The organism is Faecalicoccus sp. LCP19S3_E2 (assembly GCF_052121255.1).
In the GTDB taxonomy this organism is placed as follows: domain Bacteria; phylum Bacillota_I; class Bacilli_A; order Erysipelotrichales; family Erysipelotrichaceae; genus Faecalicoccus.
On the sequence record NZ_JBQKEP010000001.1, the window covers coordinates 196,192 to 217,602 of the forward strand.

General features: G+C 37.7%; 20 protein-coding genes and 1 tRNA gene. 5 read left to right on the top strand and 16 right to left on the bottom strand.

All coding sequences use genetic code 11. The features are described from left to right. Positions 1-7: 7 nt before the first annotated feature. The 3 genes from ACTQX6_RS01040 to map all read right to left on the bottom strand — a co-directional run bounded on the left by ACTQX6_RS01040 (position 8) and on the right by map (position 3,511). Positions 8-2,149 carry a Tex family protein gene (locus ACTQX6_RS01040; RefSeq protein WP_441657217.1) on the bottom strand — a complete coding sequence of 714 codons (2,142 nt, stop codon included), beginning with the start codon at positions 2,147-2,149 and terminating at the stop codon, positions 8-10. Positions 2,150-2,392: 243 nt separating this feature from the next. Then, positions 2,393-2,533, bottom strand: a complete 141-nt coding sequence (locus tag ACTQX6_RS01045) for a hypothetical protein (protein WP_168964677.1) — start codon at positions 2,531-2,533, stop codon at positions 2,393-2,395. A 126-nt stretch (positions 2,534-2,659) separates the two neighbouring features. Then, a complete protein-coding gene (gene map / locus ACTQX6_RS01050) occupies positions 2,660-3,511 on the bottom strand; it encodes a type I methionyl aminopeptidase (protein WP_272013720.1) in 852 nt (283 codons plus the stop codon). A gap of 199 nt (positions 3,512-3,710) precedes the next feature. Between map and ACTQX6_RS01055 the strand changes: the two genes are divergently transcribed. Beyond that, on the top strand, positions 3,711-4,418 hold the full coding sequence (locus ACTQX6_RS01055; RefSeq protein ID WP_320863138.1) for a Tim44 domain-containing protein: 708 nt from the start codon (positions 3,711-3,713) through the stop codon (positions 4,416-4,418). A 383-nt stretch (positions 4,419-4,801) separates the two neighbouring features. Here the strand turns inward: ACTQX6_RS01055 and prmC are convergent, their stop codons facing one another. Both prmC and prfA read right to left on the bottom strand, forming a co-directional pair. Beyond that, a complete protein-coding gene (gene prmC / locus ACTQX6_RS01060) occupies positions 4,802-5,653 on the bottom strand; it encodes a peptide chain release factor N(5)-glutamine methyltransferase (RefSeq protein ID WP_320802381.1) in 852 nt (283 codons plus the stop codon). Continuing rightward, positions 5,653-6,729, bottom strand: coding sequence for a peptide chain release factor 1 (prfA, locus tag ACTQX6_RS01065; protein WP_117445449.1), 1,077 nt, complete (start codon positions 6,727-6,729; stop codon positions 5,653-5,655). Before prfA ends, prmC begins: the two co-directional genes overlap by 1 nt. Before the next feature lie 84 nt (positions 6,730-6,813). Between prfA and ACTQX6_RS01070 the strand changes: the two genes are divergently transcribed. Next, on the top strand, positions 6,814-8,301 hold the full coding sequence (locus ACTQX6_RS01070; RefSeq protein ID WP_320863137.1) for a glucosaminidase domain-containing protein: 1,488 nt from the start codon (positions 6,814-6,816) through the stop codon (positions 8,299-8,301). Between the two features lie 26 nt (positions 8,302-8,327). On the opposite strand, the gene ACTQX6_RS01075 is transcribed toward ACTQX6_RS01070, so the two are convergent. The 4 genes from ACTQX6_RS01075 to trkA form a co-directional block, all read right to left on the bottom strand. Further along, positions 8,328-8,609 (bottom strand): helix-turn-helix domain-containing protein, encoded by a 282-nt coding sequence (locus ACTQX6_RS01075; RefSeq protein WP_117445447.1) that lies wholly within the window; start codon positions 8,607-8,609, stop codon positions 8,328-8,330. 56 nt (positions 8,610-8,665) lie between these two features. Continuing rightward, positions 8,666-9,364: a metallophosphoesterase gene (locus ACTQX6_RS01080; protein WP_320863136.1), complete on the bottom strand. Its 699-nt coding sequence runs from the start codon at positions 9,362-9,364 to the stop codon at positions 8,666-8,668. 83 nt (positions 9,365-9,447) lie between these two features. Next, positions 9,448-10,932, bottom strand: a complete 1,485-nt coding sequence (locus tag ACTQX6_RS01085; RefSeq protein ID WP_300398886.1) for a TrkH family potassium uptake protein — start codon at positions 10,930-10,932, stop codon at positions 9,448-9,450. A gap of 7 nt (positions 10,933-10,939) precedes the next feature. Further along, positions 10,940-12,298: a Trk system potassium transporter TrkA gene (gene trkA, locus ACTQX6_RS01090; protein WP_294687069.1), complete on the bottom strand. Its 1,359-nt coding sequence runs from the start codon at positions 12,296-12,298 to the stop codon at positions 10,940-10,942. 285 nt (positions 12,299-12,583) lie between these two features. Between trkA and ACTQX6_RS01095 the strand changes: the two genes are divergently transcribed. The 3 genes from ACTQX6_RS01095 (at position 12,584) to ACTQX6_RS01105 (ending at position 14,421) form a co-directional block, all read left to right on the top strand. Next, entirely contained in the window at positions 12,584-12,928 is a 345-nt protein-coding gene (locus tag ACTQX6_RS01095; protein WP_294687070.1) for an acylphosphatase, read from the top strand. Between the two features lie 66 nt (positions 12,929-12,994). Further along, positions 12,995-13,070: transfer RNA gene (locus tag ACTQX6_RS01100), tRNA-Arg, on the top strand. Between the two features lie 304 nt (positions 13,071-13,374). After that, entirely contained in the window at positions 13,375-14,421 is a 1,047-nt protein-coding gene (locus tag ACTQX6_RS01105) for a Fic family protein (RefSeq protein ID WP_294687071.1), read from the top strand. A gap of 107 nt (positions 14,422-14,528) precedes the next feature. Here ACTQX6_RS01105 and ACTQX6_RS01110 read toward each other — a convergent pair whose 3' ends face one another. From ACTQX6_RS01110 to ACTQX6_RS01140, 7 genes are all read right to left on the bottom strand, one after another. Further along, positions 14,529-15,026, bottom strand: a complete 498-nt coding sequence (locus ACTQX6_RS01110) for a helix-turn-helix domain-containing protein (protein WP_117447159.1) — start codon at positions 15,024-15,026, stop codon at positions 14,529-14,531. Between the two features lie 106 nt (positions 15,027-15,132). After that, the gene (locus ACTQX6_RS01115; RefSeq protein ID WP_294687073.1) at positions 15,133-15,660 is read right to left on the bottom strand and encodes a flavodoxin domain-containing protein; all 528 of its coding nucleotides are present in this window, start codon (positions 15,658-15,660) and stop codon (positions 15,133-15,135) included. Between the two features lie 52 nt (positions 15,661-15,712). Continuing rightward, positions 15,713-15,877: a hypothetical protein gene (locus ACTQX6_RS01120; protein ID WP_168965357.1), complete on the bottom strand. Its 165-nt coding sequence runs from the start codon at positions 15,875-15,877 to the stop codon at positions 15,713-15,715. Positions 15,878-16,088: 211 nt separating this feature from the next. Further along, complete coding sequence (locus ACTQX6_RS01125; protein ID WP_272007848.1) at positions 16,089-16,856, bottom strand: response regulator transcription factor; 768 nt, start codon at positions 16,854-16,856, stop codon at positions 16,089-16,091. Beyond that, positions 16,849-18,516, bottom strand: coding sequence for a sensor histidine kinase (locus ACTQX6_RS01130; protein WP_320802032.1), 1,668 nt, complete (start codon positions 18,514-18,516; stop codon positions 16,849-16,851). The genes ACTQX6_RS01125 and ACTQX6_RS01130 overlap by 8 nt, the downstream gene beginning before the upstream one ends. 127 nt (positions 18,517-18,643) lie before the next feature. Beyond that, positions 18,644-20,314, bottom strand: a complete 1,671-nt coding sequence (locus tag ACTQX6_RS01135; RefSeq protein ID WP_294687079.1) for an ABC transporter permease — start codon at positions 20,312-20,314, stop codon at positions 18,644-18,646. Then, on the bottom strand, positions 20,311-21,399 hold the full coding sequence (locus ACTQX6_RS01140) for an ABC transporter ATP-binding protein (protein ID WP_441657219.1): 1,089 nt from the start codon (positions 21,397-21,399) through the stop codon (positions 20,311-20,313). Before ACTQX6_RS01140 ends, ACTQX6_RS01135 begins: the two co-directional genes overlap by 4 nt. Between the last annotated feature and the right edge of the window lie 12 nt (positions 21,400-21,411).

The window sequence follows — 21,411 nt, forward strand, 5'->3', positions numbered from 1 at the left end:
GATACAATTAAGGAATCAGCGTTAGCTGCACTTTCTGTTTTTCTTCATCGATCTTATATACCCAAACCGTGATCACATCACCAACGGAAAGAAGTTCACTAGGATGATGGATCCTCTTCTTTGACATCTGTGAAATATGGATCAGTCCATCTTCATGTAAGCCGATATCGACAAAAGCACCAAAATCCACAACATTTCGAACAGTTCCTTCCAGTTGATCATGCACATGCAAATCTTCCATGGTAAGAATATCTTTACGTAATAAAGGCGCATCATTTTGATCGCGATAATCGCGTAAAGGTGTGCTGATCGCATCTAAAATGTCTTTTAAGGTATAAGTATCACACAAAACCTGATCTTGTATCTTTTGAAGGGATGTTTGTTCCAATGCTTTTTTGGCCTTGTCTGTGCCCATATCCTCTGGGTGCAAATCTAAAATTTGCAGCACCTGACGAGCTATCTCATAAGACTCCGGATGAATGCCCGTGCGATCCAGTGGTTCGATACCATCTTCAATGCGAAGAAAGCCGGCTGCCTGTTCAAACGATTTTGCACCGATCTTGGGAATCTTTTTAATTTCTTCTCTGGATGTGATTTTGCCATGCTCCTGACGGTAAGAAACAATACTGTTAGCCATGGATGTTGTGAGTCCTGATACATTTGTCAATAATACCGGACTGGCAGTATTGATATTGACTCCGACAAGATTAACAGCCTTCTCCACGACAAAGGAAAGGCGTTCCCCTAGTCTTTTCTTAGGAAGATCGTGCTGGTATTGACCAACCCCAATCGATTGTGGATCGATTTTGATCAATTCTGATAAAGGATCCAACAATCTTCTCGCAATCGATATGGCACTTCGTTGTTCGACTTTTAAATCCGGAAATTCTTCAATGGCCAGCTTACTGGCACTATATACACTGGCACCCGCTTCCGAGACGATCGTATAAGCTACCGAAAGATCATATTCTTTGATTACTTCTGCCACAAAGGCTTCACTCTCACGACTGGCTGTACCATTGCCAATCGCAATCAGATCGACATGATAGCCCTTACATAGCTGCACCAATTTTTTCTTTGCCTCCGGTATGCGAGCATTAGGTTGATGAGGATAGATCACATCGACATATAACTTCTTTCCCGATGCATCGATCACCGCTAATTTACATCCCGTTCGAAAAGCCGGGTCAAATCCTAGGATGATCTTATCCTTCATAGGTGGCTGTAATAAGAGTTTTTCCAGGTTCATAGAAAAGACATCCATGCTGCTTTCCTGTGCTTTTTGTGTCAGTTCCGAGCGTACCAGGCGTTCTATCGAAGGATAGACCAAACGCGTTAAGCCATCCAACACAGCTTCCTGCACATAAACGGCAGTTGGTGATGAAGGATATCGAATCACTCTTTTACATACCCAGTTTTCTATATATTCTTCATTAAATACAATCGAAACGGAAATAACCTTTTGATCTTCGGCTCTATCGATAGCCATGATTCGATGTGCCGCCAAGGTTGATACTTTTTCTGAATAATCATAATACATGCGATACACTTTTGTTTCATCGTTATGATTCTTCCTGGCACTCGTTTGAATTCTTCCATATTGTACCATGGAGTCATAAATCTTATTTCGTATCTTTTGATCTTCACTGATCTTTTCCGCAATGATATCTTTTGCCTGTTGTATGGCATCCTTTACATCGACCACTTTTTCATTTAAGAATTGACTTGCGCCAGCTTCATCAAAAGAACGAGGAAAGCGTAAAAGCAGATCAGCCAGTGGCTGCATTCCATTTTCTATGGCAATACCGGCTCTTGTTTTCTTTTTCTGTTTATAAGGGCGATACAATTCCTCGACTTCTGCCAGTTTGGTACAGGAAAGAACGCTGCTTTTGATCGTATCATCCAACTTACCTAAGGTTTCAATACGTTCCAAAACCTCTTCCTTTCGTTTTTGAAGATGCACTTGATATTCATACTGTTCCTGAATCACACGAATTTGTTCTTCATCCAGTCCTTTTGTTCTTTCTTTTCGATAACGGGCAATAAAAGGAACGGTACTGCCTTCTTCCAATAATTCCAATGTATTATAGATTTGTTCCGGTTGCAGGTGATGTTCCTTAGCGATTTGTTCAATAATTGTTTGTTCCATATTTTCTCCTTGTCGAGTTCTTATTATAACAGGTATTTTTGATCTTCTCAAAAGAGTTCTATGTGAACTTCTCGGCTTTATAAAAGCCCGGCATCTGAAAACAGTACCGGGCAAAAAACATCACGATTTAATCCTTCTTTTATCAGAAAAAATACACAGGAGATTGCCACAAACAATCCTAATAAGATCCATGGATAGGCTATTCTATAACCATGGCAGATTCCTCCTTCAGAAACAAGAAAACTAACTCGTTTTCTTACTTTCCTGAAGTAAAGCTTCCAATAATTGATTTGTTTTACGAATCTCATCACGGATCGATGATAACCACAGCCAAAGAATGAATAAGATTAAAATTGCCAAAATCACAACCGCCACAAACAACATAAGTATCACCTCTTTATGGAATTCCTAAATAATCGTATCTGTATGATAAATATCAAGTGAAAACAAGCCTATCCGTTACAATAATTATATACGATAGTTTTACCAACATAAATTAAAAAAGAGATTCTAATAAGCTAGAATCTCCACTCCTTTTTCTGTTACATAAATGGTATGTTCCCATTGTGCAGAAAGCTTTCCATCACTGGTGTAAGCTGTCCATCCGTTTTGTTTATCGATATATAATGTACTGACACCTTGATTGATCATCGGTTCGATCGTAAAGACCATGCCCGGCGCTATGACCATGCCTGTATTCTTGATTCCTACATGATGCACATAAGGATCCTCATGGAAGGCATTTCCTACACCGTGACCGCAGAAATCAGTGACCACACTGTATCCGTTTTTATGAGCATGTTCTTGAATGGCAGCACCGATATCACCGAAATAACCCCATGGCCGTACCGCTTCAATACCGATTTGTAAACACTCTTTTGTCACATCAACCAATCGTTTAGCCTCATCACTAACCTTCCCAATACAAAACATACGACTGGCATCGGCATAATGACGATGTACGATCGTTGTGCAATCCACATTGACGATATCGCCTTCTTTTAAAATTACATTTTTATCCGGAATACCATGGCAGATTTCGTTGTTTACGGATGTACAACAGCTTTTCGGAAATCCCATATAATCCAAGCAGGCCGGAATGGCCCCATGACTCACCGTATAATCATAGACTAACTGATCAATTTCTTCTGTGGACATACCGGCATGGATCTTTTCACCAACCATATCCAAGATTTCATTATTGATCTTAGCCGCTTTTTTGATCCACTTGATATCTTCCTCATTTTTGATCAAGTCATGACCAGGTACAATTTTCCCCTGTAATTTTAAAACATTGATATTGTCATCCCATTCCTGATGGCAATGTTTATACTTTTTGCCGGACCCACACCAGCAAGGCATATTTTTACTAATCACACTATCACTTCCTATTTGTTTTACTGAATCATTATACACTTTTTCAACGATCATTCAAAAGTAATACCTCATTTCTCTAAAATTGCGTACAATATACATAACAATGCTTATGCATTCATATAGAAAGTGTAATTCTATGAAGAAAAGAAATCTGTGTATCTTTCTATTATTGTTTTGTTTCATTTTGCCAACCCCCGTATATGCACGTGCCGGAGGTGGCGGTGGCGGAAGCAGCGGTGGAGGCGGAAGCGGTTCTTCCGGTCATTCATCGACTTCACAAAGATCGCCCGGCCCCTATTCCCCTTTGGCTAGTGTCATTCAAACCGGAGTATTTTGCCTGGTTGCCGGAGCAGGCGGTATCATCTTTTCGATAAATCTCTATAAGAAAAAGAGAAAATCGCAAAACTTATTAAATAAGATCGATGATCTGGATCAATCCTGGAATCAAGATCAACTAGATCAACGCATAGAGGAGACTTATTATTCCGTACAAAAAGCCTGGAGCAAAAAAGATCTTTCTACGCTTCAGAAATATTTAAGTCCTCCACTATATGATCGATGGCTGATCAAATTAAATTTCATGGATCTTCGACATGAAGAAAACGTTTTGAAAAACATTCAATTACTTGATCACAAAATCGTCAGTGTGCACGACTTTCAAGAAAATGAAAAAGATAGTTTTTGGGTTTATATTAAAGGAAAGATGATTGATTATACAGTGGATATGGAGACAAGAGAGATAAAAGAAGGTTCCACCAAACCCAGCGAATTTATTGAATATTGGCGTTTTTTGCGAAACAAAGACACATTTGTATTAGATGAAATTGCACAAAAAGAAGATAAAAGTTTAGATGTGTTCACTGATTTTAGTGAAAATAATCCCTCAGAATAATGGAAAAAGTTGAATTTTGAATTCATAGTTGTTGTATAGGATTTATGTTAAAATAAATCTGGACAGATCAACACAGGTAGTCCTGGTCGTTAGACCGGGGAGCGTTAAACCTCGTTAACATAGATGGCCTGTTTTAACGGCCTATAAGGAGGTGAGCGCTATGACATCATTTGAAACATTGTATATAATGTTAATGATGCTTCATATAGTCGTGATACTTCTGATTGAAATGATTCGAAGTAAATGACATATAAAAAGACTACCTGGGCCTCGGAAACTTAGGTAGTCTTCCTATATACTATCAAATCCAGGACTTCTTGTTGACCTGTCTTTTTCCATGTTTATTATAACACTTGCTCCAATACATACAAGTAAAATATGTTTTAGAATCCAATTTCAATCGTTAACATTCTGTCTTTTCCGGACATATCTTTGTGAACACAAATTTTAGCCTGCGGAAAATACTCTTTAGCTAAAGCACTTAAAGCTTCTCTTTGATCATATCCCATTTCGAAGGCTAAAAAAGCTTTCTCCTTTAGTACAAAATGGGCCTTCTCAAAAACATCCCGGTAAAACTTTAAACCATCTTCGCCTCCAAACAAGGCTACATGTGGTTCATAATCGACAACACTATGTTCCATTTTTTCATCCGAAGGAATATAGGGTGGATTGCACACACAAATATCACAATGCAGATTTCTATCTATAAAAGGATCTAACATATTCCCAATAATAAAATTCACATGCGCACCTAATTTTTCATTGTTCTTTAAGGCAACCTGCACCGCCTTTTCTGAAATATCACTGGCAATCACATCAAGTTTAGGTTCTTCCAGATTTAATGTGATTCCTATCGCTCCGGAACCTGTGGCCACATCAAACACATTGACATGTTCTCTGTTTCCAAAATGTTCATCATATAAACTCAGCACTAAACCAACCAATTCTTCTGTTTCCGGACGAGGAATCAAAACATCTTCATTTACGATAAAATCGTAACCATAAAAGGATTCATAGCCTAGTACATAGCTTAATGGTTTCCCTTTTTCCATGTCATGGATGCCTTCCAGATAATCAACACGAATTTCATCGTCGATTTCTTCATCCATGTCCATATAGAGGTTGATACCCTTTTGTCGGCATAGCTCTACCATAAAAAGTTGTGCTGCCTGTTCGCCCTGCCCGGCTTTATACAATCGCTCTTTTCCTTCATGGATATAATCGCGATAACGCATTAGCTCTTTTCTCCTGCCAGCTTAGCCTGTTGATCGGCCAACTGTAAAGCATTCATCAAATCATCCAAACGACCATCCATGATACGATCCAGCTGGTTGACAGTATAACCGATACGATGATCAGTCACACGATTTTGCGGATAGTTATAGGTACGAATTTTTTCGGCACGATCTCCGGTACCAATCTTGGTACGACGTTCCGCATCGTTTTTCTCATCCAATTCTCTCTGGTGTTCTTCATAAACACGGGCACGGATCGTCATCAGAGCCGTGGCACGGTTTTCATGTTGCGAACGTCCATCCTGACATTTTACGATAATTCCTGTCGGCTTATGAATGATACGTACAGCACTATCTGTCTTATTGATATGCTGTCCTCCGGCACCGGAAGCACGCATCGTTTCGATTTCCAGATCATTCATATCAATGTCAAAATCTTCCTCTTCGATTTCCGGCATACACAATACTGTAGCTGTTGAGGTATGGATACGCCCCTGTGCTTCTGTCTTTGGTACACGTTGTACACGATGGGATCCGGATTCGAATTTTAGCGTTCCGTAAGCACCGTCGCCATTAACCTTAAAGGAAATCAATGAATACCCTCCGGCTTCACTGTCTTCTGCTTCAATGACTTCGATCTTCCAACCTTTGGATTCACAATATTTTGAATACATACGGAATAAATCACCCGCAAAGATATTTCCTTCATCGCCGCCGGCAGCTCCTCGTATTTCAAGGATACAGTTATGAGAATCGTTTGGATCTTTTGGCACCAGCAACAATTCCAATTTATCCAAATATTCCTGCATCAAAGGCTCCAGTCTTTCAATCTCGGCCTGTCCCAATTCTCTTAACTCTTTATCTTCTTCCTTAGACAGTTCTTGGGCATCTGCATATTCGCTCTTTGCCTGTTTATATTCCTGATATGTTTCTACAATGGGTGTCAGTTCGTTTTGTTCACGGCCCAGCTTGGCCATAGTCTTTCGATCGGATACGACATCCGATTTCATCATTTCTTCATTGATCTCATTATATCGCTTGACGATCGAATCTAATCTTTCTTCCATTTTTGCCATATTTCCAACATCCTTTCAACCCATTCAGTGTAACATAGAACCCCATGAAATGACAGTTTAATATGCTTATGATACACTGTTACTATGGCACGAAAAAGAAGAACCTATACAAACAAAAGACGAAGAAAAAGAAAAGTACACAAGCTGCGGTTATTCCTTATGGGATTTGTACTTATAATAGCTCTTGGATTTCTGGCATTAAAGCTTACTGAAAATGGTGTTTTTACTGTTATTTCTGTCAATGAAAATGGAACTTTGGAGGAAGGTGTGTACAAACACTTTTGGTTTGCCCAGCTTAAAATGAACAGTCTGGATGCACAGGATGCCTATATTCAACGAGAAGATGGAAAAGTCGTTGCGTTATCAAAAGGAATCGTCAATTTAAATACGAAAAGTGTTAATGAAAATACTTTATATACGATAGATGGCACCGATGAACAAGGCTATACCAATGGCAGCTATGGTGCGGATGCCTTGTATCTGGATACTTCTATGGATGGAACACAGGTGTTAATGCAGATCAGCGGCGTAAAGGGATGGGTATCGGTAGAAGACATACAGCTTTACTTATTGGATGATTCGCTTTACCTATCGCACTATACGGTGCAAAATGATTCTTTGATTCATACAATATCCGCCAATCTTCTTCAGGGTGTTGTAAATCCATTGTCGATTGGCCCGGCACCGGATTTTATGAAAGAAGATACTACTTATTATTCGTATGATGGAAACTACTTCTATACCGATCTTTCAGCCATGCGGGAAGATATTCTGGACCAGGACCATGATAATGCCGTAAACGAAGATGTTTACTTTAATTTCTATCAATATATACCGCATCGTTCAAATACACAACTGACAAACGCCAACTATAACGCTTATTTAGAAGAAATGGGTATCACGCAAACAGCCACCTCCTATCCTTGTGCCGATAATGAAAGCGTTCTTTATGATTTAGGATCGACTTTTATCGATGTACAAAATCAGACTGGTGTCAATGCTTCCATGATGTTTGCGGTAGCCTTAAATGAAAGTGGTTATGGTCAAAGTGAATATGCCTTGACCAACTATAATCTGTTTGGTCATGCGGCTTATGATGAAAATCCGGACAGTGCCACAACCTACAAATCTTTAGAAGACTGTATCTATCAACATGCCTATGGATTTATTCAGAATGGATATGCCAATCCTGATGACAGTCGTTATCATGGCTCCTGGTTTGGCAATAAGGCAAGCGGCATCAATGTGCAATATGCCAGTGATCCATACTGGGGTGAAAAAGCAGCTCATTTTTATTATCAGTTAGATACAAGAAGCCATCAAAAGGATCAAAAAAGCATAACCATCCAAACGCAATTTGTGCAAAACGATATTCCTGTGTATGCCGATAAAAAAGAAAGTTCCATCTTGTACACTATCCCGGCAAAGGAAATTGCCAGCTTTGTCATTGAAAAACAAGAGGATGACTGGTACACCATTGCCAGTGAAGCACCGGTATCCGATCAGAAAATCGATGTAAGCGCATCGTATCGCAGCAGTGTCGGTTATATCAAAATCAAAGATTTACACTAAAAAACCAAGGCGACCCTTGGTTTTTCTTATGCGTAATAAAATTGAATCTGTTTCTCTTTGATATGAATCGATGGATAATCCGGTGCATACACACCAACCACAAAAGCATCCAATGGCTTTCCCATCAATTTGGATAAAGCATACAAATTATCCAATGTCGGCAAGTTGGTTCCATCCAACCATCGATATACGGTCTGTACACAGCTTAAAGATAAATAATTTTGAATATCTTTACAGGTATATCCTGTTTCTTCCATGATACGTCGGATCTGTTTCCCCGTTTCCTTTTTATCGATACTTATAAGCATCTCCATCACCTCTGGTTTCAAACTAGCATATATTTAGTCATTATTTATGGCACAAACTAATAATAACAAACTTCCATCGTATCTAAGCATAAACAAGCTAACTTGCTTCTTTCGTCCTGCATGGCACAACCACAATCGATATCGATATAATGCGCCGTTTTTAAATCGCCGGTATCTGAATACACCTGCAGGTCTGGATGATAGTTTAACACAATGGTATGACCGGCGATGATCGTCTTATTGCGAAAAAAAGGCCCATTCGGGTCCATGCGATCCCATACAAAATGTAAAGGATCTATGATGTCATCTCGATATAAGATATTCTTTCGTTTGGCCTTTCCAGGTGCCGTATGACACAAATAAAATGTACGCTCATTTACTTTGAAATTCGTATAAGCAAAAGGAAGCTTTTGTAGAGAGTGTAGGATGAAGCTTTGTTCCTGTACATCGGCCTTATTGTAAGCCGCCATAGTCGGTGCTCCACCATTTAGAATCCAGTTTAATACATGGATATCATTAGGAATCTTGCCATGATACTCCTCTAACAGCTCTAACATCATATATTCATGATTGCCCATCAAAAGATGCACATTCTCTCTTTGAAGCACATCTTTTAAGATAGAATATCCATCAGGCCCTCGATCGATCACATCGCCTAAGATGATCAAAGTATCTTGATCTAAATCTATATTTTCCAATAAAGCATCGTATTTTTCACGCAAGCCGTGAATATCACTGCATACATAAATAGCCATTCTATATCCCCCTTTTGATCCTTGTCCCCTCAAGAATCATATAGCTCTATCATTATACCAAAAAAGACGAGTTTCCCCGTCTTTTAGTCCATTTTATTGAATTTTTTTCGGCGGCACATATCCGGTAATTTAAACAACGGAAACAAGAAAATCAAAATCGGATAGATTTCCAATCGTCCTACCAGCATGGCGAAACTTAATACTAATTTGGAAAAATCCGAATACATGGCAAAATTTCCCATCGGCCCTGCCAAACCGAAGGCCGGCCCAACATTACCGATACAGGTAAAGACCGAGCTGACTGTTGTCTCAAAATCCAGATTATCTAAAGAAACTAAGAAGATACAGGAAAACAAGATCAACATAAAGCAGCCAAAATAAGCCATGATCTGCGATACTACACTATCATCGACGACTTTGCCATCCATCGTGATCGCTTCCACCTTTTGCGGATGCACCAGTCGTTGAATATCCAAACGAATTTTTTTTAAGATGATCACAAAACGAGAGACTTTAATACCACCAGCCGTCGATCCGGCGCAGGCCCCCAATACCATCAGCAGCAACAAGATTCCCTTTGAGAACATAGGCCAGAGGTTGAAATCGGTCGTCGCATAACCGGTTGTCGAAATGATCGTAGCCACTTGAAAAGAAGCATAGCGTAAGCCTTCCAGAATGCCTCCATACATATGTGATATATTCAAGGTAATCAAAATGATACAGCTGAAAACTATAAATACATACATGCGTAATTCTTCATTTTTAAAAATCTGTTTGAAGTTTTTTAAAAACAGAAAATAGTACAAGTTAAAGTTTATGCCAAACAACAACATAAAAACCGTAATGACGACTTCAAAATAAACGCTGTTGTAAAGACCTAACCCTAAAGAAGAAATACTGAAGCCGCCGGTACCGGCTGTTCCAAATGTATAACAAAGGGTATCGAATAAAGGCATACCTCCTGCCAACAAAAACACGATACACAACAAGGTCAACCCCATATACATCACATATAAGATCATAGCGCTTTGTTGGATGCGTGGCACCAGTTTACCAATCACAGGACCGGGTGCTTCGGCACGCATGATGTGCATTGATCGATCATTCGATTTCGGGAAAAACGCTAAGATAAATACCAGAATTCCCATACCGCCGATCCAGTGCGTAAAGCTCCGCCAGAAAAGAATTCCTTTTGATAATTCTTCAACCGAAGGTACGATAGAAGAACCGGTTGTAGTAAACCCCGAAACTGCCTCAAAGAAGCAATCTACAAAGCTGGGAATCTCCTGTGATATAAAATAAGGAAGACAACCAAACAAACTGGCGGTAATCCAACAAAGACCTACGGCAATCATACCATCTCTTGCGAAATAATCTTTACGATCCAGACGAATCCGTGATAGGGCAAACCCAACCAAAAGACAACTCGCAATCGTGATCAAAAAGTCATAAACAACTTTTTCCTTATACAACAACGAACAAATCAGTGGCAATACCATCAACAATCCAAGACAGATCAATACATATCCGTTCATATTGGCAATCAAGCGCCAATTGACTTTCTTCATTTTTCGTTTAAGCCAATACATCGTTGATATCCCTCAATCCGGCAATCTTACTGATCAAGATCAATGTATCGCCAATTTCTACATACGAATCGCCCTGTGCAATTTGTGGTTTTCCTCTTCGTGTGATGTAAGCCACCAGCATTTCTTTCTTAAAGGTCAGATCTTTTAAAGGTACCCCGATAAACTTACAGTTCTTTCGCACTCTAAATTCCAGCACTTCTACTTGATCATCTACGATCTTGATCAAAGACTCGATATTGGAACCTACACTATTCTGCATAGCGCGGACATACTGACAAATTTGGTTGGCCGTAATATTTTTAGGTGTGATCGCATTTTCCAAACCAAGTTTCTCTAATAAAAAGCCCAGCGATACACGATTCACTTTCGGCAATACGTTTTGCACACCTAAGCTGGAAGCAAACATGGAAATAATGACATTTTCTTCATCGTTATCCGTTAAAGCGATAAAACCATCCATGTCCTCCAGATTTTCTGACCGTAAAAGCTCGTGATCCGTTCCATCGCCGTGAATAACTGTAATCGATGGAAATTTCTCGACCAGCTGCAGGCAGACATCTTTATTCATTTCCACAACTTTGACTTCAATGCCAAGATGCAGTAAAAGACGTATCAGATAGAAACTGATTCGTCCCCCACCGACGATCATGACTTCTTCAACCTTTTTATCTTTTAACAGCTTGATTTCTTTAAAGAATTGTTCCAGCTCACGCATAGAACCCGTCAATGAAACTTTATCATTTTCCTGAATGATCGTCTGTCCATCCGGTATGATGATCTGTGAACCTCTTTGTACGACACAGAACAAAACATTTGATTTATATCGAGAACTGATTTCCATCAGGTTTTTTCCAATCAACGGACTTCCTTCACGAATCTTGATTTCCGTCAGCTCTACTCGTCCTTTGGCAAAAGAGGTTGCCTTGATCGTACTGGAAAAGCGTAAAGAGCGAACAATCTCCAGGGCGGCTGCCATTTCCGGATTGATCTGCATCGACAAGCCCAGATCTTCTTTCATCATATTCAAACCTGCGACATACTCCGGATTTCGAATTCGTGCAATCGTATTTTTCGTTCCCAGCTTCTTTGCCATCATACAACAGATGATGTTGATTTCATCCTGGCTGGTTACGGCAATCAACAACTCGCACTCTTTGACGCCGGCTTCCACCAAAACATCCACACTGGCACCGTTTCCCAAGACACCGATAATATCTAACCGATTAACTGTATCTTCTAATACCTTCTGTTTATTTTCGATGATCGTTACATCGTGTCCTTCCTGGTTCAACTGACAAGCTAGCGCAAAGCCAACTTTTCCGTCACCTACAATTGCAATTTTCATATCTATCTCCTTGCGAATCAAACAGTATATCCATTGTAGTCGCGTTCATAAAAGGAATCAAGATAAGACTGCGTAAAATTAAGGTTTTATAAAGAAATTGTTCATTATTCATAGACATATGAATATTATTCTTTAAATATCGGCTTTATGAAAAACTTTTCTTTATGTTTTCTTAATGATCAAGCTATAAATTGAAAAATAAATGTTTATAACTTACAGAATGTAAAATAACAACAACTGGCTTTTTTTGATGAAATTGATTACGATTAAAATAGAGGTATAACCATGAACTTTTTCAAAAAACTACACAAACAATTCAACTCCCCACAAAGAAAAGAGCTTCCTTCTTTTGCAGATGGAACCATTTTGCGTTATAAAATTCGCTTTGAGGGCATCGTGCAAGGTGTGGGATTTCGCTATGAAGTTTACCAGATTGCCACTCAATTAAAATTGACCGGATGGGTTCGAAATGAAATGGATGGAAGTGTACTTTGTGAAGTACAGGGTACAAACAAAAAAATAGAGTACCTGATCAACCATTTATATCAAGTACCCCGATTTCAAATTGATTCTGTGATAAAAGAAGAGCTTCCGATAAAGAACGAATCATCCTTTCGCATGGCTAACTGATCTTATAGACTTGCTTTTTGTTTATTATGAAATATCATGGTATAATCAGAAAGCAATTCATCCTCTGTCCTCGTAGCATAACGGATAATGCAATCGCCTCCTAAGCGGTAGATTGATGGTTCGAATCCATTCGAGGACGCCAGAAATTATCGCTGCCAACCATTGTTTATTGGTTGGCAGCGTTTTTATTTGCTTCTTTCAGCCTCACGGCTTGAAAAATAGAGATTATGCACAGAAAGCACCTGCCTAAAGAAACTGGACAAACTAAGAAGAGTGGTAGTTTTATCACCTGTTCATGAAAACCTATAATAAAAAGGTGGTAATTTGCCCTTATAATTGCATAAATCCCTTAAATTTACTTGACAAATAAGGGGATTTTCTCCCAAAGATTTAATTTTCCCTTATTTTATGCTAATATTTAAGGGAATAAAGGAGATTATAAGGGAATGCGTATATTTAATTATTCCAAAATTCAAGAACAAAAGTGGGACTCAGATATTCTGGGTCTGATTGCGGCAATCTACAAAGAAGCCGGAAAACAGGAGCTATATTTAAAGCAGAGACCAGATGAATTGGAGAAGCTAGTGGAGATTGCAAAAATACAGAGCACTGAAGCATCTAATGCCATTGAGGGTATCAGAACTACAAACACCCGTATCCGACAATTAGTAGAAGAGAAGACAACTCCAAGAAATCGAGACGAGCAGGAAATTGCAGGTTATCGAGATGTACTGAACCTCATCTATGAGAACTTTGATGCCATCCCTGTCACACAAAATTACATCCTGCAGCTCCACAAGATTCTATACAACCACATGAACAATCCCATGGCAGGCAGAACCAAAAGCGTGCAGAACTATATCAGCGCTACCTATCCTGATGGTCATGTAGAAACCTTGTTCACGCCTTTGGCCCCTTATGAAACGCCAAAAGCACTAGACAGCATTTGCAAGGAGTATAATCGTGTCATTGGAAACATGGAAGTAGAACCACTGATTATCATTCCTGTGTTCATCCACGACTTTCTCTGTATTCACCCTTTCAATGATGGAAATGGCAGAATGAGCCGTCTTCTGACCACGCTTTTGCTCTATCGCTGTGGTTTTTATGTAGGTAAATATATCTCGTTAGAGGCTAAAATCGCAAAAAATAAGGATCTCTATTACGATGTCCTAGGTCAGGTACAGACTGGATGGCATGAAGGTACTGAAGATATTGTTCCTTTTATCAAGTGTTTGCTGGGAATCATTCTTTCTGCTTATAAAGACTTTGAAGATCGCTTTGACTTGGTAGAAACCAAACTATCTGCACTGGAAACTGTGCATCGGGCTACAATGAAAAAAATCGGTCGTTTTACCAAACAGGACATCCGTGAACTTTGCCCTTCTCTCAGTATCAGCTCTATTGAAGGAGCTTTACGGAAATTAGTCGCTGCCGGAGAATTAAAACGAGAGGGCGCTGGAAAAAACATTTGCTATTACAGATTAAAATAATTATTAGTGACTTAGGTGTGTTCCTTTAATCGGATACTGAAGAAATAAAACGTGTAAGATGAGCTATTTGCTCTTTCTTTACACGTTTTATATTGTATTCTCTGAACTTAGTCTCTATTGGTAATACGCTCTTTAAACTCTCTTATTTTTAATCCCCATCGTCCTGTAACAATCAAAATTAAAGCTAATGTCGCAAAAGTTACCCCATTACAAAATCCATAAATAAAATCAATGATATCATTTTGATTCAGATAGTTTGATAAAATATAACTAATAATCATCAGCACCATGCTAAAGAGAACGAGTATTTGCGTAATTTTTTTCATTTTCTTCTTTTCTTCATTCTCTAATTCAGCAACTTTTAAAACTGTACTTTCCACATTATCTGTCATTTCATTTCTTTGACCATCTAACAATTCCTCAAGACTCACACCATAAAAACGAGCTAACTCAATAAGAATATCAATATCCGGTAAACCTTTTCCTTTTTCCCATCTTGATATAGATTTATTGGATACAAATAGAATATCTGCCAATTGTATCTGTGTTAGTTCTTTTTCATGTCTTAATTTTCTTAAGAAATCACCAATCTTTTTTTGGTTCATGATCTTTCCTCTCGATAAAACTATAAGTTATGGAACGGAGTTATAAAATGACATGTCACAAGATTCATTCTCGTTGCATGAGAAATATAGAAAAAAGCTCTATTTCTTACATTTCACAAATTATTTTTTCGAGATCTTGAAAGTTTGTGAAGTCCACTTTTTTATTATAGGTCTCTATTATGGCTCGATCGACGGCCGTTAATGCTTCCTTTGGTTTGTTTTTTATCGCATTATATAACAATTTCATCATTGTCTTATGTCCAAAACTTAACTTGTTATAGTCAATGGCACCTCTGAAATGAAAGATCTTTTTTATAGACTTAAAAATTTCGTTTGGTATTTGATTGTGCATATTCTTTTCTATAGCATGAATATTCTTATCATCTAAAGGATCTGATAAACCAATCGTGACAAGAATAATTGTTTTACCGGAAGCATCTTTTATCTTTTTAAATGTCTTAGCCAATCCTAAAACACTGCCTGCATACAAACTGCCTATATAAATGATCTTATCGTACATATTTATGTCTTGAACATTTTCAAAAGAAACAGCATTTATATTTGTTCTTTTAGAAAGTTCTTCCGCATATCTTTGAGCTGTTCCATAACGAGAACCATATAGAATGATGTTCATACTCGTTTTCCTCTTCTTCCATTCTCTCTGATATTCGATTGTGAATATCCCATCATGTTTTACTTGTTTCAAACACCAAAATAGATTTAGCTGAACCTGTTATGGAAAAAGTAATCAACGTATAACCTTTTTGCGCCATCTCATTTGCCTTTTCTTCTATCTTTTGTGCCAGATCATTCGCTTTTGGTGTATAGTCTATGACAATCGTTTTATACATATTCATACCTCTTTACATTTACTAAATTGTTTATATTCAGTATAACGATCAATTCTGGTTTTATCGCAATAGATAGGTAAAATCGCAGTAAAACTTACGCTTCTATAAAAAAATAAAGAGATCATATAAGTTGTGTACGAAACTTGCACGATCTCCTGATATCTATTTAACATTCTTTATTATTCTATGATTCATAAATTTTCAGTTATATCTACAATACAATCATATTGGTAAACTGACTCGGCGTATAACCAGTGTACTTCTTAAACACCGTACTAAAATATTTATAGTCACTAAATCCGCAAATATCCGAAATTTCCGTTAAACCATAAGTTCCTTTTTTCATATATTCAATAGACTTTTGAATGCGGAAACGATTTAAATACTCATTAAAGGTCATCTGTGTAACTCTTCGAAATCGCTTTGATAATAAAGATTCGCTATAATTTAAAACATCGGCTATATCGGATAAAAATATCTTTTCTGAGTAATGAAGATGGATGTATTCCATGATTTTATCAACCAGATGATCTTCTTTATTTAAAGTTTCTAGAAGTTGAATATGTTCGATCTGATTTTTTTCTTTCAACAATCCGCTAATTTTACTGGATAAATCAAAACCGGAAACGATACTTTGAATCACATTGTTCAATTCTTCCTTATCAATAGGTTTCATCAAATAATCACATACACCTAATTTAATCGCCTTTTTCGCATAGGAAAACTCATCATAACCGGAAATGATGATCGAGGTGTAATTGTACTCTAGAGTTTGTTCAATCATTTCTATACCACTCATTAAAGGCATGGTGACATCGGTTATTACGATATCTGGTTTCTTTTCTTGAATCAGTTTTATGCCTTCTACACCATTACTAGCCTCACCGATTAAGATACAGTTCAAAGCGGAAAAATCAATGGACATGATAATTCCCTTGCGAATTGCTTCTTCATCTTCAATGACTACTACTCTATACATGATATTTTGCCCCCTTTAGATGAATACAGATCGTTACCGTTGTTCCTTCTCCAAGAACACTTTCAATTCTTAATTTACTGTCGATGCCATACATCAAACTTAACTGTCTATTTAAATTGTACAACCCATGATGATTCATCTGGTTTTGATCAGATTCTAAATTGTAACGGATTTCCTCCAGCTTATCCTGAGCGATTCCATTTCCATTATCCTGAACGCTGACATACATTTTATCGTCTTCGATATAAGCCTTTACATGGATACACAAAGTCTGGTGATATCGAAAACCGTTTTTAATACTGTTTTCTAAAAGTGGTTCGATCATTAAACGTGGAATAATTTGATTTTCACATTCTTCCTGAATATCAAAAGTAACTTGTAAACGATCTTTATAGCGATAATTCTGAATATCTAAATATTCCTGAATGATTTCTAAATCGTCTATAAAATATACTTGTGAAATGGAATTATCCATGCTGTAGCGGAGAATGGAAGTTAGTTTCAAGATCAAACGATCTACGGCTTTGGCATCAAATAGGACTGCCGATCGAATCGTTTCTAACGTATTATAGAGAAAATGCGGATTAAACTGAGCTTCCAGTCGTTTCATCTCGCTGATCTTATTTAAATAATACAATTCACCATTCCGTCTTCCTACTTTTTCAATCGCCACAACAACATTATTAATATCTTTTGACAACATCTGAAATTCATCATCGGTATCAATGGTCACCAGATGATCGATATCTCCTTTTTTGATGATCTCCATTTGCTCCACTAACTTATCAATACTGCTGCTGTTGCTTTTGGCTAACATCATAATATTTCTTTTACTGATCAAATAAGTCGCAAGGGAAAACAATAGGATAAATAGAATCGCCGACCGATATAAAATCAAATAATCCAGGAAAGAAACAATGGATACGATTTGTATTCCGTCTTTATAGCCTTTGACTTGAATCCGTAATAAATCACCATTTCGGATATGATAACCGGATGAATCTAATCCATGATCCAATCGTTTTAAATATCCGGAAATATATTCCGGCGTACTTGTTGCGATCACATTGCCAAATTTATCGATAATGGAGCCTTTATCCTCCAATAAACTCAATTCATAATTCAATGAATTGGGATCGTAATAGTAAGAGACATAACCCTTTAATACATTATTCTGAAAAACGCCTGTCGTTAAAACTAATTTTGACTTTTCTTCTTTTTCCCGAATCGTACTTGTGATATATTCGCCTTCTTTTAATTCATCTCTATTGAAATTTGGTGTTTTCCTTACACTATGCATATCACCGGTGGAAGAAAAAATCAGATGACCCTGATCATCAAACAACAACATCTCACATTCAATCGGAACGGAGGACTTATAATGATAATACGTTTGAAATACTTTTTCTTCATTTTCCGGATGCGCAAGATAAGCTAATAAATTATTGTTGTGGTTATGAAACGATATATTCTCTTCAAAGCTTGTAAAAATAGTATCTAAGATCGTTATATAATCTTGTATGACTCTCTCATTCTTTTGAACTTGTGTGATAAACATACTGATGATAAGAATGATGATAAAGATCATTACAAATATAAGAATGTATATTTTGGTCAGTTTTTCCATCGAGTGGTACAATTTCATCTTATATTTGCTCATAAATATCTTCCCTTCATATGAAAAACTAGAGATATAGACCTCTATACCTCTAGACAAGCTATGTTTCTAATGAATTTAGTTTTCTATTTACATCTGGCTCTCAATGTAACATCACCAATAATACATATTATATTTCTAGATTATCACTTTTTGATACTTTCATAAAGATTAACAGTGAGATAATTGTCAATATCGTTAAGATGGTCGATAGAGCAGCGGCCACCCCATAATTTCCTCTCAATACTTGTTGGTAGATCGAAACTGTCAATGTTTGCGTTTTTACCGTATATAACAAGATGGCTGTTGACAGTTCAGATATCATAGTAACCCAACTCAAAATAGCACCCGCAATGATTCCATTGGCCATCATAGGCACAGTAATGGTAAAGAATGCTTTTAGCTTCGTACAACCTAAGCTTAACGCTGCTTCTTCAATACTCATCGGTATCTGTTGTAGCGTTGCTGTTGAAGATCGTATCGTGTAAGGCAAACGACGAATGACCAGCGCAATGATCATAATCAATGAAGTTCCCGCAATCGCTAAGATTCCTGAATTGGCAATACCTGTATTAAACGATGTCAAAAGGGCAATACCTAAAACAGTTCCTGGCACGATATAAGGAATCATACTGAGCACATCAATACATCCGGTTGCGGTATTTCTTCTACGTACTGTTAAATAGGAAATCAATACAGCCAACAAAATAATGATGACTAGGGCAGCTGCCGGAATAAAAATGGTATTTTGTATAGAATTTCCTACTCGTGAAAATGCCGTTTGATAGGAATTTAACGAATACCCATCCACAAAGATCTTTCCTCGTGTATTTAAGAAAGAAGTGTAGATGACATAAAGCTGTGACAATATAGCTAAGGCAACAACACCATAGCTATAGATATAAATCCCTGCTTTGGCAAATGGTTTGGCCTCTTTTTCTACAATAGGATGCAGCGAATTCATTGTAAAGCTTTTCTTATTCGCAATATATTTTTGAATTAAGAATACGATTGTTGTAATCAAAATAGCAATGATCGCAATAGCAGCCGCAAAGCCCTCACTTCCTCCGACTTCCCCGACAAACTCTGTATAAATCAATACCGGGAAAGTTCGATATCCTTCTCCAATCAACATCGGCGTACCAAAATCGGCTAATGATCGCATAAACACTAAGAGTGCTGCCGCCAGTAAAGTCGGAACGATTAAAGGAATAATGACTTTAAAAAATCGTCTGGCTCCGGTACAGCCTAAGTTTTCACTTGCCTCTAATAAGGAATTATCTACATTTCTTAATGCACCTTGTACATATAAGAATACAAGAGGAAATAACTGGAGTGTAAATACTAATAAAATACCGCCAAATCCATAAATATCCGGAAGTTGAATATTCAATACATCCTGGAAAAAGCGCAGGATCACACCATTTCTTCCTAATAAAAGCACCCAGGAATAAGCGCCGATAAACGGTGCAGACATGGAAGCTACGATAATTAAGATTTGCAGCAGCTTTTTGCCTCTGATTCGATACAAAGTAAAGAAATAAGCTAACGGTGTACCGATCATTAAAGATAAAATCGTTGCACAAATGGAAACCTTAAAGCTGTTCATCAACGTATCAAAGTAATACGACTGTGAAAAGAATTTAGTGAAATAATCCAATGTAAACTGATGCGTTCCCGACTCAAAGAAAGCTTGCAGTAATAGTTTTCCCACCGGATAAATCAGAAACAACGTATATAGGGCAATGACAACAATCGTAATGGTCTTCCACGGATCTATTTTTATCTTCTTTGATTTCATGCTTCATTTCCCAACGTATAGTTGATTTCACCTGTTGTATCATACACATTGATCTTATGCGTTTTGATAGACAAATGAACTATACTTCCTTTTTGAATGTTCTCTTTTAGATCCGATTCTCTGACCACTTCCACTTGTGTCCCATCTTTTAGACGGCAATGGTAGTGAGTATATAACCCTAGGAAAATACTATCTTCGATTGCTGTCGGAATACCATTCGGTTCCGTGGTAAACTCAAATTCTTCCGGTCGAATGGAAACCTTTACTTCCTGATCTGGAATGATTTTAGCCAGTGTAATCGGTATCCAGTTATCGTCATTGATCTTTAACATGGTTTCATTGCCAATGGTTTGAACATGAGCCTCTAAAATATTGGTTCTTCCAATAAAAGTAGCTACAAACACATTGTTTGGGCGATGGTAGATTTCTTTCGGTGTTCCAATATGTTGAATCACACCTTCCTTCATGATGGCAATACGATCACTGACAGCCATGGCTTCTTCCTGGTCATGTGTTACATAAACAGTAGTAATCCCTACTTCTTCCTGGATGGCACGAATCGCTTCACGCATCTCCACACGCAATTTCGCATCCAAATTACTAAGTGGCTCATCCATCAATAATACATCCGGCATAATGGCTAAAGCTCTAGCCAAAGCTACACGCTGTTGCTGCCCACCGGACAATCTTTCCGGCATGCGATCTTGATACGTGTCAATTTTCATCAATTTAAAAAATTTATCCGTATATTTTTTGATTTCTTCTTTAGGTAACTTTCTTTGTTTCAAACCAAATTCTACATTTTGTCGAACTGTTAAATGTGGAAATATCGCATAGTTTTGAAATACCATTCCGATATTTCGTGTGCTGGGATCTTTGTCGTTGATTCGTTCTTCATTGAAGTAAAAATTTCCACCTTCGATACTGTTAAATCCCGCAATCATTCTCAGCAATGTTGTTTTCCCACAACCACTAGGGCCTAACAGTGTGAAGAATTCTCCATCTTTTATTTCCAAGTTAAGATTGGGGATGATTGTCACATCCCCATATTTCTTAACCGCTGATTGAATTGAAATCTTGCTCATAACAACTTTCCT

What these genes read in the sequence shown, in the direction of transcription:
- ACTQX6_RS01135 (WP_294687079.1), bottom strand. Translation starts at nt 20,314, where the DNA reads ATGAAATCAAAGAAGATAAAAATAGATCCGTGGAAGACCATTACGATT.
- ACTQX6_RS01085 (WP_300398886.1), bottom strand. Translation starts at nt 10,932, where the DNA reads ATGAAGAAAGTCAATTGGCGCTTGATTGCCAATATGAACGGATATGTA.
- ACTQX6_RS01120 (WP_168965357.1), bottom strand. Translation starts at nt 15,877, where the DNA reads ATGTATAAAACGATTGTCATAGACTATACACCAAAAGCGAATGATCTG.
- ACTQX6_RS01115 (WP_294687073.1), bottom strand. Translation starts at nt 15,660, where the DNA reads ATGAACATCATTCTATATGGTTCTCGTTATGGAACAGCTCAAAGATAT.
- ACTQX6_RS01095 (WP_294687070.1), top strand. Translation starts at nt 12,584, where the DNA reads ATGAACTTTTTCAAAAAACTACACAAACAATTCAACTCCCCACAAAGA.
- ACTQX6_RS01140 (WP_441657219.1), bottom strand. Translation starts at nt 21,399, where the DNA reads ATGAGCAAGATTTCAATTCAATCAGCGGTTAAGAAATATGGGGATGTG.
- ACTQX6_RS01130 (WP_320802032.1), bottom strand. Translation starts at nt 18,516, where the DNA reads ATGAGCAAATATAAGATGAAATTGTACCACTCGATGGAAAAACTGACC.
- prfA (WP_117445449.1), bottom strand. Translation starts at nt 6,729, where the DNA reads ATGGCAAAAATGGAAGAAAGATTAGATTCGATCGTCAAGCGATATAAT.
- ACTQX6_RS01070 (WP_320863137.1), top strand. Translation starts at nt 6,814, where the DNA reads ATGGCACGAAAAAGAAGAACCTATACAAACAAAAGACGAAGAAAAAGA.
- ACTQX6_RS01075 (WP_117445447.1), bottom strand. Translation starts at nt 8,609, where the DNA reads ATGCTTATAAGTATCGATAAAAAGGAAACGGGGAAACAGATCCGACGT.
- ACTQX6_RS01110 (WP_117447159.1), bottom strand. Translation starts at nt 15,026, where the DNA reads ATGAACCAAAAAAAGATTGGTGATTTCTTAAGAAAATTAAGACATGAA.
- ACTQX6_RS01045 (WP_168964677.1), bottom strand. Translation starts at nt 2,533, where the DNA reads ATGTTGTTTGTGGCGGTTGTGATTTTGGCAATTTTAATCTTATTCATT.
- ACTQX6_RS01125 (WP_272007848.1), bottom strand. Translation starts at nt 16,856, where the DNA reads ATGTATAGAGTAGTAGTCATTGAAGATGAAGAAGCAATTCGCAAGGGA.
- prmC (WP_320802381.1), bottom strand. Translation starts at nt 5,653, where the DNA reads ATGCGTTATCGCGATTATATCCATGAAGGAAAAGAGCGATTGTATAAA.
- ACTQX6_RS01040 (WP_441657217.1), bottom strand. Translation starts at nt 2,149, where the DNA reads ATGGAACAAACAATTATTGAACAAATCGCTAAGGAACATCACCTGCAA.
- ACTQX6_RS01080 (WP_320863136.1), bottom strand. Translation starts at nt 9,364, where the DNA reads ATGGCTATTTATGTATGCAGTGATATTCACGGCTTGCGTGAAAAATAC.
- map (WP_272013720.1), bottom strand. Translation starts at nt 3,511, where the DNA reads ATGCCTTGCTGGTGTGGGTCCGGCAAAAAGTATAAACATTGCCATCAG.
- ACTQX6_RS01105 (WP_294687071.1), top strand. Translation starts at nt 13,375, where the DNA reads ATGCGTATATTTAATTATTCCAAAATTCAAGAACAAAAGTGGGACTCA.
- trkA (WP_294687069.1), bottom strand. Translation starts at nt 12,298, where the DNA reads ATGAAAATTGCAATTGTAGGTGACGGAAAAGTTGGCTTTGCGCTAGCT.